Source organism: Rhodococcus sp. EPR-147, from assembly GCF_001647185.1.
GTDB lineage: Bacteria > Actinomycetota > Actinomycetes > Mycobacteriales > Mycobacteriaceae > Rhodococcoides.
The window spans coordinates 1-13367 of sequence record NZ_LVCU01000069.1; the positions used below are offsets into that span (position 1 = coordinate 1).

Annotated in this window: 15 protein-coding genes; 11 read left to right on the plus strand and 4 right to left on the minus strand. The window is 62.3% G+C overall.

Annotated elements, in window-relative coordinates; genetic code table 11:
- The 3 genes from A2J02_RS03100 to A2J02_RS03110 all read left to right on the plus strand — a co-directional run.
- Positions 1-294, plus strand: a 294-nt coding sequence (locus tag A2J02_RS03100) for a respiratory nitrate reductase subunit gamma (RefSeq protein ID WP_197477917.1), incomplete at its 5' end; no start/stop codon positions are given.
- Positions 291-1511, plus strand: a complete 1221-nt coding sequence (locus A2J02_RS03105; protein WP_068046621.1) for an MFS transporter — start codon at positions 291-293, stop codon at positions 1509-1511. The genes A2J02_RS03100 and A2J02_RS03105, both read left to right, overlap by 4 nt.
- Positions 1512-1667: 156 nt before the next feature.
- The gene (locus A2J02_RS03110; protein WP_068046625.1) at positions 1668-2159 is read left to right on the plus strand and encodes a hypothetical protein; all 492 of its coding nucleotides are present in this window, start codon (positions 1668-1670) and stop codon (positions 2157-2159) included.
- A gap of 161 nt (positions 2160-2320) precedes the next feature.
- Here A2J02_RS03110 and A2J02_RS03115 read toward each other — a convergent pair whose 3' ends face one another.
- Positions 2321-2599 (minus strand): hypothetical protein, encoded by a 279-nt coding sequence (locus A2J02_RS03115; protein WP_068046628.1) that lies wholly within the window; start codon positions 2597-2599, stop codon positions 2321-2323.
- Between the two features lie 506 nt (positions 2600-3105).
- Between A2J02_RS03115 and A2J02_RS29010 the strand changes: the two genes are divergently transcribed.
- Both A2J02_RS29010 and A2J02_RS03130 read left to right on the plus strand, forming a co-directional pair.
- Complete coding sequence (locus tag A2J02_RS29010; RefSeq protein ID WP_442971444.1) at positions 3106-3768, plus strand: GGDEF domain-containing protein; 663 nt, start codon at positions 3106-3108, stop codon at positions 3766-3768.
- Positions 3695-5107 carry a sensor domain-containing phosphodiesterase gene (locus A2J02_RS03130; protein WP_231911400.1) on the plus strand — a complete coding sequence of 471 codons (1413 nt, stop codon included), beginning with the start codon at positions 3695-3697 and terminating at the stop codon, positions 5105-5107. Before A2J02_RS29010 ends, A2J02_RS03130 begins: the two co-directional genes overlap by 74 nt.
- Positions 5108-5146: 39 nt before the next feature.
- On the opposite strand, the gene A2J02_RS03135 is transcribed toward A2J02_RS03130, so the two are convergent.
- Complete coding sequence (locus A2J02_RS03135; protein ID WP_068046640.1) at positions 5147-5755, minus strand: TetR/AcrR family transcriptional regulator; 609 nt, start codon at positions 5753-5755, stop codon at positions 5147-5149.
- On the opposite strand from A2J02_RS03135, the gene A2J02_RS03140 reads away from it, so the two are divergent.
- The 3 genes from A2J02_RS03140 (at position 5738) to A2J02_RS03150 (ending at position 8471) form a co-directional block, all read left to right on the plus strand.
- Positions 5738-6523 carry a hypothetical protein gene (locus tag A2J02_RS03140; RefSeq protein WP_231893900.1) on the plus strand — a complete coding sequence of 262 codons (786 nt, stop codon included), beginning with the start codon at positions 5738-5740 and terminating at the stop codon, positions 6521-6523. The two genes, A2J02_RS03135 and A2J02_RS03140, sit on opposite strands and share 18 nt — an antisense overlap.
- Before the next feature lie 64 nt (positions 6524-6587).
- Positions 6588-8045, plus strand: coding sequence for an alpha/beta hydrolase (locus A2J02_RS03145; protein WP_068046643.1), 1458 nt, complete (start codon positions 6588-6590; stop codon positions 8043-8045).
- Between the two features lie 132 nt (positions 8046-8177).
- On the plus strand, positions 8178-8471 hold the full coding sequence (locus A2J02_RS03150; protein ID WP_068046646.1) for a hypothetical protein: 294 nt from the start codon (positions 8178-8180) through the stop codon (positions 8469-8471).
- 142 nt (positions 8472-8613) lie between these two features.
- Here the strand turns inward: A2J02_RS03150 and A2J02_RS03155 are convergent, their stop codons facing one another.
- Positions 8614-9906 (minus strand): DUF1214 domain-containing protein, encoded by a 1293-nt coding sequence (locus A2J02_RS03155; RefSeq protein ID WP_068046649.1) that lies wholly within the window; start codon positions 9904-9906, stop codon positions 8614-8616.
- A gap of 161 nt (positions 9907-10067) precedes the next feature.
- Between A2J02_RS03155 and A2J02_RS03160 the strand changes: the two genes are divergently transcribed.
- Both A2J02_RS03160 and A2J02_RS03165 read left to right on the plus strand, forming a co-directional pair.
- Positions 10068-10397: a YidH family protein gene (locus tag A2J02_RS03160; protein ID WP_231893899.1), complete on the plus strand. Its 330-nt coding sequence runs from the start codon at positions 10068-10070 to the stop codon at positions 10395-10397.
- A gap of 2 nt (positions 10398-10399) precedes the next feature.
- Positions 10400-10768 carry a DUF202 domain-containing protein gene (locus tag A2J02_RS03165; RefSeq protein ID WP_269454879.1) on the plus strand — a complete coding sequence of 123 codons (369 nt, stop codon included), beginning with the start codon at positions 10400-10402 and terminating at the stop codon, positions 10766-10768.
- Between the two features lie 82 nt (positions 10769-10850).
- Here A2J02_RS03165 and A2J02_RS03170 read toward each other — a convergent pair whose 3' ends face one another.
- Positions 10851-11894, minus strand: coding sequence for an extracellular solute-binding protein (locus tag A2J02_RS03170; RefSeq protein ID WP_068046657.1), 1044 nt, complete (start codon positions 11892-11894; stop codon positions 10851-10853).
- Between the two features lie 107 nt (positions 11895-12001).
- On the opposite strand from A2J02_RS03170, the gene A2J02_RS03175 reads away from it, so the two are divergent.
- Positions 12002-13366: a DUF1254 domain-containing protein gene (locus A2J02_RS03175; protein ID WP_068046662.1), complete on the plus strand. Its 1365-nt coding sequence runs from the start codon at positions 12002-12004 to the stop codon at positions 13364-13366.
- The last annotated feature ends 1 nt before the right edge of the window (position 13367 follow it).

Below are 13367 nucleotides of genomic sequence, written 5' to 3' on the forward strand. Positions count from 1 at the left end.
GGGGTGAACTATCGAGAGACGGTCTCGCCGTGGTTCCGGTCTCTTTTCTATCTGCAGCCGGATGTCGAGGCGATGAGCAACGCGCCCATGCGTTTTCACATCCATGTCCTCGTCGGGATGCTGGTGTTCGCCATGGTGCCGTTCACTCGGCTGGTGCACATGTTCACCGCGCCGGTGCACTACCTCTTTCGGCCCTACATCGTCTACCGCAGTCGCGACAGGCACTCGTCGCCAGGAAATCGCCAGTACCGGCCCGGCTGGGCCCCGGTCGGAACCAAGGATCGTGATCGATGAGTACTCCCGTCGAGACCCCACTCGATCGACGCGCGCAATCGCTGAACCTTGCTCTCGCGACACTCGCGTTCACGATCAGCTTCTGGGCGTGGAACCTGATCGGCCCGTTGGGCGTTCGATACGCGTCCGACATGGAACTATCGGCTACCGCGAAGTCGGTGTTGGTCGCGATACCGATTCTGGTCGGCTCACTGGGGCGCATCCTGACCGGTGCGCTCACCGACCGGTTGGGTGGTCGGCTCATGTTTCCGGTTCTGCTGCTGGCGTCCGTGCCGTTCGTCTTCCTCGTCGCTCTCGGCGGACACCTGGGCAACTACACGATTCTGCTCGTAGCGGGATTCTTCCTCGGAATCGCCGGCACCTCGTTCGCGGTCGGAATCCCGTTCGTCAACGGCTGGTACGACAAGTCTCGCAGGGGATTTGCGACGGGAGTCTTCGGAGCCGGTATGGGCGGTACTGCATTGTCGGCGTTCTTCACACCGCGGTTCGTCGAGTGGTTCGGATATGTGACCACCCATGCCGTCATCGCGGTTGCTTTGGTTGTCACTGCCGCAGTGTGCTGGCTGTTCATGCGTGATTCTCCACGGTGGTCTCCCAACCACGATGCGGTCGTACCCAAGCTGGTCGGCGCGGCGAAGTTGCCGATCACGTGGCAGATGGGTTTCCTGTACGCCGCCGCGTTCGGTGGGTTCGTCGCTTTCTCGACGTATTTGCCGACGTACCTGAAAGACGTGTACGACTTCGATCTCGCAGCGGCCGGTACCCGCACCGCCGGGTTCGCGATTGCCGCGGTCGTCGCGCGTCCCATCGGGGGTGTGCTGTCGGACCGCTTCGGTGCGCGCCTGATCACAGCGATCTCTTGTGGTGGTGCCGCGCTGATGGCGGTCTGGATGATCACTCAACCTCCCCTCGAGTTCCTCGCCGGACTGAACTTCGTGTTGACGGCCGTATTCATGGGCCTGGGCTCGGGATCGGTGTTCAGTTGGGTCGCCAAGGAAGCTCCACAGGAGAGGGTCGGCTCGATCACCGGTATCGTCGGTGCCGCAGGCGGACTCGGCGGCTTCTTCCCACCGCTGGTCATGGGTGCCACGTACGACTCGGTCGAACACACCTACACGATCGGCCTCGTTCTGTTGGTGGTCACCGCATTCTTGGCCGCGTTGTTCACGGTATTCGGGGTGCGACAGCGCAAAACCGAAGGACGTCTGTCGACATGAATTCGTCAGACCGCACTGCTCGAGATCCGACCGTCGTGTCGGGTTCCAACGGCACCAGCCAACCGAGGAGACGAATGACAATGCATCGGAACAAGGGGTGCTCCAGCGCGTCGGCTCGTCCGGCCGCAATCCGCTTCGACGTCGCGGTGGTGAAGCATGTCGCGTGAGAGCAAAGCCAGGGCGGGGGCGGAGGCGGCCGTCGGTGGTGACCGCATTCTCGATGTGGCTCTTGCGGTTCCACGCGGCTCGACTTTCGCCGGTGCCGTAGGTATGGGTCTCGGTGCCGGTATCGGCGGCGGAGGTAGCTCGACTACCGCATGGGAGATGGGTGGTCTGATGGCGGGGCGCGCCGGCGCGGCTCGACGTCAGAAGATGCCACCGTCGGTGGTACTCGCGATGTCCGAGACGATGTTGTATGCGCTGGCGCGCAAGCGATCCGGACTGTTCGGATCGTGGAAGAAATTGGGGCTACTGACCAAGATTCCACGTTCGCACTTGACCGTGGCGCACAAAAGGCGCGGAACCGTTCTTCATTTGACGTTCACGGACACTACGTCCGGAGTGCCGCTCGAGGTCGAGACGACTCCAATGGGAAACCTGGGTATCAACGACTTCTTGAAGGCACTCGACAGTCGATCGCAAGGTTGACTGTTTGTGCGCCTGCGCTTCGATCAGGCGGGGAGACAGTGCAGCAGGCAGTACTGTGACTGGACTCGTCGGCTGAGCCGCGAGGAGTCGCTTCTGTGCAATCGTGCGAGAGGTATCGCACAGCAATCGATGACAAAGGTTTTCGTATTACTGCTCATCGCTCACACGACGGTGGCCGCGTACGCCACGAACACCACGAACATGGCCGCGCCGCCGAGAGCTGCGCCGATCATGGCCTCGCGGCCATTGGTCGCGTGGCCCTGTTCGTCCCGACCGACGCCGACCCACCCGCACACCACCGCGGCGACCCCTGTGGGGATAGCGACGAAATCCCCGATGAAGGGTACGAACGCGCAGACCAGAGCGATGATGCCCAGGATCAGTGCGGCGCTGCCGGCGCCGTTGCGAAAAAGCGGCCGTGTGGAATGTTCCTCGGCCATGCCGCCTCCCTCTTCGCGGTCCTGATGCAGCGACTCGATGCCCGTTGGTCTCACGCGACACGGCGAGCTCATCCACCAAAACATACCCTCGCGATGCTCCCAGGGGCGACGGCACCGATGCACTGCATCTCGCGCCCACGTGCCATCGAGGGGACATCTCTCGCCGGTCTGGATCTTGTCGGCGAGGTCGGTGCCCGCACAGCGCACGGGACCTATTCGGCCCGACGGCTCCGACCGGGAACTGGGCTGTCGGTCAGCGCGGCGTAGTTTCTCGCCGTAGGCTTCAGTAACCGGCTCGGGGGGCCCGTGCGCGCCTACTTCCGCGACAGTCGTTCACTGCGTGTGAGGTCTCGAATTGTCAGGAGTTGCTTGTGCCTCGGATATGCAGCCATTCGCCCCCGTGTGTTCGGCCCGTGCCGGATGCCGGCGACGATCGTGACGTCGCGGCAGCGGATCGCGACGCCGTAGCCGATCGAGCCGACCGTGCTGCTGATGCCCGTGACGCGGTGGCCCTGAGCTTGGATTGTGACGACCGATCCCACGATCAGTGCCACAGGCGGGGCCGAGCGCATCGGCTCACGGCGGCCGGTGACCGTGCCCGGGCCGGCGCGGATAGGTCCGCGTCCCGCCAGGATCGAATCGCAGCAGCGCATGATCGCCGTACTTCGGCCACCGATGAGCTGACCTCTGCATACCGCCGGGACGCGGGGATCGGTCAACTCGAACGCAGCCTCGGTATCGCCCGCGACTCGGGTACCGCCATGGTCGTTTGTTTTGTCGATGTGGACGGCCTCAAGGCCGTCAACGACACCGACGGACATCCGGCCGGTGATCGCATACTCCGACGGGTCGCGGAGGTCATCGACGATCATTTGGACTGCGACGACACCCTGTTGCGGTACGGCGGCGACGAGTTCATCTTCTCCGTGCTCGGTCCGGCTGCTCTCGACATCGACGACACCACCGATGTAATCGAAGCCAGACTTCGCGCAAGCGATGACATAGCGATCACATGCGGCATCGCGTTCGCGCGCGAGAGGGACACAGTCGCCGATGTGATCGAAAATGCAGACAGGGACCTGTACCGCCAGCGCCGTGCCTCCCGGGCCACAGTTGCTGCACCTACGGCCGCAGACGCGATTCCTGGTCACCGACCGGCCCGACCATGATGAAGAGGAGCACGAGGAAACCTTGAACTCCCGCGCCGTTCGCAGCATCCTCGCGGATCCTCGGTCCGTTCGCCCGCATTACCAACCGATCGTCGAACTCGACAGTGGCAAGGTAGTCGGCTACGAAGCTCTTGCACGGTGGCCGGGCCACCCGTCGGTGGACCCCGGTGTTGTGTTCTCGAGTGCTGCCGAATGCGGAGTGATCGACGAGGTCGATTGGGCTTGCCGGTGCGCTGCGATGACCGGCGCACTCGATGCCGGCATCTCAGAGGATGTTTCGCTGTTCATCAATATCGAGCCGCTCTCCTCGCGCATCGTTCCCGCGTACGCGCGTGAGATCATCGGTATGGCTGCGACCCGGTTGAATGTCGTAGTCGAGCTCACCGAGCGCTCACTGTTGGCCGACCCCGCCGAGCTACTCGAAACGGTGCGGCGTGCTCGAAAGAGCGGTTGTCTGATAGCCCTGGACGATGTCGGATCGCATCCCGACTCGCTCGCTCTGCTGGAATTCGTCGCCCCGGACATCATCAAGCTCGATTACACTCTCTCGCAGTCGGATCCATCGCCGCAGCAGGCTGCCGTCGTCCTCGCCGTCGCTGCGTACGTGGAGTCGAGTGGGGCACGAATAGTAGCGGAAGGCATCGAAACAGATGCTCACCTTCGTCGTGCGACCGCGCTCGGAGCCGCTTTCGGACAAGGCTGGATGCTCGGCCGTCCCGCGCCGCTTCCGACCCTCGGAGACCGGCAGCACTCGGGTGCCATCTCTGCCCGACCCATCCTGTCCGTGAAATCAGGTGCGCACGCGCGAGCGGACACAGCGGTGCCCTCGGTTCCGTCGGACCTTCTGACAACTTCGTCGGCGCAGGTGGGTAGTAAATCGTTGCTATTGGCGTTGACCCGGCAACTCGAAGATCACGCGCGCCACATGCCCGATCCACTCACCATTCAGGCTGCATTTCAAGACTCGGCGTGGTTCACGCAGTCGGTGGCCGACCGCTATGCGAGGCTTGCCGCTGTCAACCCGTTCGTGGCGGCCTTGGGAGTCGGGATGGACACCGAACCCGCAGCAGGTGTGCGTGGTGCGGAACTTCACCCCGATGAACGGTTCGTCGGCGAATGGACCATCACGATCGTCGGATCCCACTACTGCGCAGCCCTCATCGCCCGCGACCTCGGCGACGACGGTCTCGATCACGACCGTCGGTTTGCGTTCCTACTGACACACGACCGGTTGACCGTCGTCGCTGCGGCACGTTCCATCATGCGCCGAGTCCTGCCCAAATATGCTGTTGCGGATACAGATCGCCACATCGACGACGCCGGTGGCACTGCTCCGTGAGTGATCAGACCCGTCGGCCCTGTCGCAGTGGCGATCTGCTCAGGGCGGCCTCCTCAGGATGGCATCGACTGCGGCGTACAGGGTTGCCGTTTCTCGCTGAACGATCGGACCGTCGATCGGTGCTGCGCGTTCCAGTGATAGTCCGTTCAGCACCGTGTTCAGAAATCTGGCATATCCTTCGACGTCGTCAGTCAGGAGAGCCCCTTCCTCGGCGAGGACGTTGAGCCAGCGTTCCATTCGGCGTTGCCCCTCGTTGACGAAGGATGAATACGCAGCGCGGATATCGTCGGTGGGTTCGGGAGCGATGAACGCATCGAAGAACTTGGTCCAGGCCCGCCGTGCCTCGTCGCCGACTCCCATGGACAGAGGCTGCCGTAAGCATCGAACGAGCCTGTCGCGAGCAGGGATCGACTTGTCGCTGATGATGTCGTCCTCGTATTCGACGACGTTGTAGATCGTGTCGAGGACAGCGGCGCGCAACGCGCGCTGAGTGGGGAAGTGGTGGCGTAGTGAACCCATGCTCACGCCGGCGCGAGATGCAACGGACCGCACGCTCAACGTCGATGCCGGATCTTCGCTGATCATGGTGCACGCGGCAATGAGAATCTTTGCGCGTGAGTCCAGCCGACCTTGATCCTGGTCGTCCATGCAGCGCCCTTTCCGTCATTCCAGCACACTGTGCTAGCACGCCGTGCTAGCGTGTTGTCACCGACATCGACAGTACAGCGTGCTAGTCGTTCTCGAGCGAAGGTGAGGATGGTCGTGCTCCGAAAGCTGCAACAGAAACGCGCCGCAAAAAGGGTCGAGCCGGGTGATGGTCGCACGCTTCAAGGATTCAAGTGGTGGCAACTGCCGGGCCGTGCTCTGTTTCGCCTGCAGGGGGACCCGGAAAACCGTTACGTCATCGACTATGCCGTCGATGTCAGGCACTGGCAGAACCAGGGTTCGGGTGGCGTGAAGGCCGAGCTCTTCCGCGACGGAAAGCAGGTGGCGAAATCGAAGATCCCAGCGACTTTCGTCGTCGAAGGCGGCACTATCGAGGTCGCGATGAGCGGCGTCGGTATGAAACGGTGCCACTTCGTGACCGATTACGGACGCGAGCTGCCGCTGCGTCCTGACCCGGCGTCCGCGGAAGGCCGTCGCGCGCGTCTCGACGGCAAGCATCCGAACGCAAGTCGCTTGATCGGCTTCACCTCGGTCGTCATGCTACTCATCGGCCTTGTTCTGCTCGCACTTCAACTGGTGGAACCGATTTCGCAGATTCCGCCGATTGTCGAGTCCGTCGGTAGTTTCACCTCCCCGGTCGATCTTCCGTTGTGGCTCAACATCGCCCTGGGAGTCGGTGCCGCCGTCGGGAGCATCGAGCGCAGTCTGCGGCTTCGCTACCACTGGCTTCTCGACGGCGCCGGAAACTGACACCATCTACGGAGGGAAAGCATTGAGCTACAAACGATTCGGTTCAACGACCATAGCGATCACGATGACGGGCCTGCTCGTGGCCGGTTGTGCCCAGAGTTCGACGCCGTCGAACACGGCATCGCAACCCGAATCCACCCTGCGCTGGTCCGTATGTCCCGACGGCGTCGAGAATCCGGAGGAGGGCCCAGCTCGATTGCAATGCGCCACAGTACCGGTGCCGCTCGATTACGAAAATCCGGACGGTACCCGGATCGATATCACGATCTCGCGACTGCCATCCGAGAACCCCGATGAACGACGAGGTGTGCTGCTCCTCAATCCAGGTGGTCCGGGCGGGACCGGTTTGGACCAACCGAAGTTCCTCGAGTCGTTGGGGATGCCGAAGGGCGTCCTCGACAGCTACGACCTGATCGGAATGGACACCCGTGGTGTCGGGCACTCCGCGCCTGTCAGTTGCGGCTTCAGCGAGGACCTCGAGTACTACGGTGCAGTTCCTCCCTATGCAGTCGACGAGGCCGCGTTCACTGAACAGGCGACGACGTCGAAAGAGGTCGCCGAACGCTGCGCCGCCAACGACAGGGACGGGACGCTGCGTCACGTGACCACTGCGAATATGGCACGCGATCTGGACCGTATCCGTTCGGCGCTCGGCGAAGAACGAGCAAGCTTCCTCGGATACTCGTACGGTTCGGCGCTGGGCGCTGCGTATGCCTCGATGTTTCCCGACACGACCGATCGAATCGTGTTGGACAGCAACATAGGTGACACACACCTCGACCGAGACGGACTACGCAGGTATGCGCAAGGGATGGAGGAGACGTTTCCGGACTTCGCCGAATGGGTTGCAGCCAAGAATGATCTGTACGGCTTGGGTGCAACGGCAGAGGATGTTCGCGACACCTACTTCAGGATCGCCGAGAAACTCGACGGGGCTCCAGTGGACGGAATCAACGGCCGCCTGTTCCGCCTGTCCACCTTTGCAACGCTGTACAACTCGCTATCGTACGAGGCGGCCGCCGAAAGTTGGCAGTACTTCTCCACCCACGTGGGCGGGGATCCTTCAGGGGACTCCGTCGTGGGGAACGAGGCACCCGCAATGGACAACAATTGGTCGGTGTTTCTGGCGGTGACATGCAACGACGTCGAATGGACGAAAGACGTTGCGACATACAGGCAGGCAGTCGAAGACGATCGCACAACGCATCCACTGTTCGGCGCAGCCGCCGCGAACATCATGCCGTGCGCCTTCTGGAAGTCCGCGCCGTCCGAGCGGCCGGTGCAGATCGACGGCGAGGGGCCCGCGAACATCCTTCTTGCGCAGAATCGGCGAGACCCGGTCACTCCACTGGCCGGGGGTCGGTTGCTCGACGAGAAGTTCGGTGAGCGTTCCACCCTGCTGACCGTCGACAGCAGCGGACACGGTGTCTTCGTCCTGGGAAAGAACGCGTGCGCTCAGGACATTGTCGCCGATTATCTGGTCGACGGCACCATGCCGTCCGAGGGCATCACATGTCGGTAGTCCTGACAGGGTCTGTAGCGGAGCCGGATCGGCAGTGGTCTTGACCATGTCCCAGGGGCACGGTTTGGAATGTCGTGCAGCGCAACGAAGCGCCGGCGCTTCATCCTCGCACTACCGACACAGGGAGCCGACATGCTGCTCTACGAGACGACGATGCAGATCGTTCCGCTGTTGCTCATCACGCTGTTTCTCGATACCCGTAACGAGGGTGAGAAAGGGGACTCGAAGTGGTCTCGCCGCTGGATTCACTGGCAGGACAGAGCGTTTGCACTTCTTGGCCTGCTTGCCTTCATCACGTCGTTGCTCATCGTGGCGGAATCGGCGGCCGCCACGCGCGTGACGTCCGCCGTTGTCATCTCGACGTTGTCCATGGCGATCGGTTTGTTGTTCACGCGGATCTGGCAACGACTGGACCAGAGGGTCTGAGGGTTCATATGCAGAGAGGTTTCTCGACGATGTGAGAGACCCGAGGCTACGATCAACGCCTGCAAATCGTGCTCGGCACATAGGGAATTGGAGTAACCGGTCGCCACCGATATCGATTTGTTGCTGAACACGCTGAACCAGCTCACTCTTCTCGGTTCACTGGTGGGGGAGACCAGCAGCCCGGCCGGGGTCCGTAGATTCTGAGCATGAGTCTGAATTCGCCAGGCGGGCAAGGTAGCCAATTGGGCGTGGTTTCATCGGACGGACGGGTCGTTCGAACCGCGATGGTCAGTGACCCGTCCTTGTCGTGTTTCAGGCCCGGTGTGCGGTCGGTGATGGCGTACCGGTCGAGTTCGTTGGCGTAGAGCAGTCCCTGCGCGTGGTAGACGGTCAGAGACCAGAAATAGTCCGCGGGTGGAAACTGGTCGGCCCCGAAAGTGATGGTGTAGTTGTTCGAGCCGTCGAGCTGACGGCCCTCCTCGTCTTGCTCGCATACAGGGTAAGAAGCCTCGGCTGCCGGGTTGATGTAGATCTGGGAGTAAGCAACGGCGGCCCGTAGGAGATCGTCTGCGCCGAAGTCCGCCCCCGCGTCGTTGATTGCCCAGCCGTTGACAATGCGGCCCATCGATTTCACCTGCGCAGCAATGTCTCCGAGACCGGTCTGTAGGCCGCTGGCGATGTCGTGCTCCGGCGCATCGCGGTCGAGTGCATCGACGAGACGGCGGTACGCCTTGCCTACCCAGCTCGGTACGTCCGAATCGGCAAGGTTGCCGATCGCTTGATCGAGGGCAGCGAGGAATTCGACGGGACGCCGCAGTTCGTCGGAACGGTCGACGTTGCTCAGGGCGAGGTCGGCACGCGCAGCCGGCGGTGTAGGCGGGCCGGACAGAACGATGTGGTTCTGTAGCTCGTTCACCGTGTTCATGTCTCCGCCCCGGGATGGATCGACGAGAATTCGGATGGCGATCATCACGAATCTCGACCGACAGGCGATCCATCCGTCCGCAACCTCGGTCGGCGCGGATGTCGGTCGAAACAAGGTGATCTGAGGGATTCGAGACCCGTGAGTCCTCTGTCCGACAACCATATTGGTGGACGAGTCCGCCTCGCCGATCTGCACGCTGTAGTAACGGGTTCCGAAGTCCGGTAGGCGTAGCTCGAAGGTGCCGGAGGCCAGGTCGACGAACGCCAACGAGTAGAGCGTGTCGACATTCGGGGCGACACCGGCCGTCAGCGTGGGATTCGAGAGTTCACGTTGGTGGCCCAGACAATTCAGTGGGGCACCGGCGGACGTGGAAGGCCGCTGGGAGTGTGGACTCGACGGATCGGTGAACCGCAGCCGGAGGCGTTGGGCAAAGATCACGGGGAATCCCCAGACCTGGAGTGCGCACGCATCGTCGCGCAGATCGGTACGTTCTGATTCGGTGTCGAGCAACGGAGGCCCCCTTGAGATGAACTGAATTCACCTCCACTGTAGTCTGGAGCACGTATCGAAGGTCGTAATACGTGAAAACTTGGACACGGCGATGCTGCGATTGCAGTGGAGTTCGAGAGGTCGATGTGAAAGACGGCGCGCGTCGCAGATTTCCCCGGTCGGTGTATTCCGTTGGTGTCGAGCCCGATCCACGCTTCAGTCTTGCGAACGAGCGAACCTATCTCGCGTGGATTCGAACGTCACTTGCGTTGATGGCAGCCGGGGTGGCTCTGCAGGTCTTCGACATCGGGGGCGGGTCCACGCCGAGTGTGGTCGCCTCGGTGATGCTGATCGCGTCATCGATCGGAGTTCCACTACATGCCTGGTGGGGCTGGGCGCGGACCGAGAAGTCCATGCGCAACTCGGAGGCCCTTCCGTCTCCTCGTATCGCCCTGCCCCTGGCGGCAATTCTCGCAACGGTCGGAGTTCTGGTGCTCTGGTCCGTCCTGTGATGATGCGGCGAGGCCGTCGTGAGCGTCCCTCCGGGCGGCCTGGGGGCACACTCGGGGACGGAGGTCTGCAAGTCGAGAGAACCGAGTTGGCCTGGGCGCGAACGGAGTCGGCGGTCGCCGTGTGTGCAGTTATCGGCATCCGCCTGAGCGCGCACACTCGCCAGCCGGTGTTGGTCGCGCTGGCCGTCCTCGTCAGCTTCGGCGCGGCGGTGCTGCTGATCTCGGGATGGGTCGCGCGGACGAGAGCCGCACGTACTGCCGGTGCCGAAAGGCTGAGGCCGCCGGCGTTTCCGTTGCGTGCCCATGCCATCGCACTGTTGATTCCGACCCTCGGGCTGATCGCCCTGAGTTTCGTCATCTGGACCGCGTGATTACGGTGATGTGGAAAAAGCGCAGGCCGTGACGGTGCGATACCGTCACGGCCTGCGCTCGATTCTGATCGGCTGCTGGTCGCTACCTGACGAACTGCTGTTCCCACTCCGCGGACTGCTGATCGACGTACTGCTTGGTCAATTGCTCGGGGTCGGGGGCTTGGACATCGTGTGCGTCAGCCGTAGCCCCAGCGATACCGGGCAGTGCTGTCGCTACTCCGATGGCCTGCGCAGTTTGTCCCTCCGTGCTGACGAGGAAGTCCGCCAGAACCTGAGCCGCATTGGGATGTGGCGCTACCGAGGTGACGTGACCGTAGAAGGGGGTACCCCACGATGGGGTCTGAAGAGCCCAATTCACCGGTGCACCGGTCGCCACCTCTTGAACCAGCGGCTGCACCATCGGCGCTACGACTACTTCGCCCGATGTCAGCGCCTGTGCGATGCCGAGGGCGCTGGGGTAGATCCTCGGCTCCTGCGCGGCGAGCCGTTCTTGAAAGTCGTCGCCGAAATTCTCGCCGTAGAAGCGGTACAGATCGACGTATGATGCGATGCCTACAGGGCTGACAACGCCCACGCGCCCTTTGTATTCGGGGTCGAGAACATCTCGGGGATCGGCCAGGCCGTTTGCAACCGCATCGGTGTTCCAGCCCATGCCGAAGGTGGCCGCGACGTTCAGGAACAAGCGATTGTTCTTGATGCTGGAGTCCCGGTCGTATTCGGGGTTGTCGAAACTCGGGCCGCGTAGCTCTTGTGAGTAACTCCCGGAATCCGCGGCGGACGCGATCCACGCTGTATCGGTGACGACGTGGACGTCGGCGATCCCCTTTCCTGTCTTGTTCTCCACCTCGACACGCGGGTTGAGGTCCGCATCGGTACCTCGCACGTACTCGAGAGCGATATTGGGATACTTCGCATTCCATGCGGCTTCGACACTGTCGAGAATGGTGGTGTTCTGGCTCGAGTAGAGCGTCACCGAGCCTTCTTCCTCGGCCGCCGAGACTACGTCTTCCCAGTTTCCCTCCACCGATGCAGTGTCTCCGCCCGACGATCCGCACGCGCTGAGCGCGACGGTCGATGTGGCGACGAGCATCGCGATGATGTGTTTCGTCCGGACCGAATGTCGCATGTGTTGTCCTCCTGTTTGAACTGAGATCAGTTCACCAGGTAAGGTACGTGATGTCAATCACTTCCCAAGGGCGGTGTGATCGTTCGACGAGACGAGGCTTTTCACCGATGCGCACTTACGACCCGAGTTCGGCCGATCAGATCGCTGCGATCGATGCGGCGGACGTACACCCGTCGGAGGCCATCGACCGGCAGCACTGGGCGCAATCACTGGCGATGCACGCCGTGGTCTACGGCTTGCCATCGGTGTATCAGTACGCCGGGATGTGCGACGCGTGTGCCCCGGCCGTCAGCGACGGGCCTTGGGCGCTCAACGCTCTGGTTCACGAGCGTACGATTGCCGGTGCAGATTTCCAGGCCTTCCGGGTCCCCAATGTCGATACGCTGTATTCCAATGCCTGGCTGGACCTTTCGGATGGACCGATCGTCGTCGTACTTCCCGATTTCGGTAGTCGGTACTACACGCTGAATTTTTTGGACGCCTACAGCAACGCCAGTAATGTCAGTCGGCGTACGCACCCCGAACAGCCGCGTGCGTTGCTCGTGGCGTGTTCGGACTGGACCGGTTCGGTTCCCGACGGTATGGAGGTGTTCAGAGTCGCCACACCGATCATGTGGTTGTTGATGCGGATACAGGCGTTCGGAGATTCGGACCTGCCGACCGTGCACGGTCTGCAGGATGCGGTCACGATCGACGCACCGACCGCGTCGGCACACGCGTGGCCGGCGGTCAATCCTCGTGCGGTCGAAGTCTCCTCGGAGGCGTTCTTCACGGCCCTCGATGTGTCGCTGTCGGTGAACGGAGTGCCGTTCACCGACATAGCCCACGTACACCAATTTCTTCAGCTCGGGGTGGGTACGGGCACCTTTTCCGTGCACGACCTCGATGAGGACACACAGAAAGGCCTGGAACAGGGTTTCGATTCAGCGATGACGATGTTGTCCCGCTCTCGATCGCTGCTGGGGCGTCGTACCGAAACCGGCTGGACGCGGGTGCTCGGCAAGGGTGCACACGGGCACAACTTCTTTGCACGTGCGGTCATGAACTACGTCGGTCTCGGCGCGAACGTTGTCGAGGAGAACTGCTCGTACAACACCTACGTCGACCACGATGGACAACGACTGTCGTGCGAAGGCGGAGATGAATACCGCATCGAATTTTTCGCTTTACCTCCGGCACAGGCCTTTTGGAGCATCACACTCTACGACGCAAAGACCGGCTGGTTGTACGACGCACCCGGGAAGAAGCATTCGGTGGGATCAGCGGTCAATGGAGGCGACGGAGCATCGGGACCGTCGACGATCACAGTGAGCGCATCGCCGCTCACGACCGACCGTCCCGACCACGCCTGGCTTCCGGCGCCCCAGCATCCGTTCTTCCTGGTCCTGAGGATCTATCAACCGGCCGAGGATGCCCTGAGCGAGCGATGGACGCCGCCGCGCGTCGTGCAGTCGAACGCCGGACCGCTCTGAA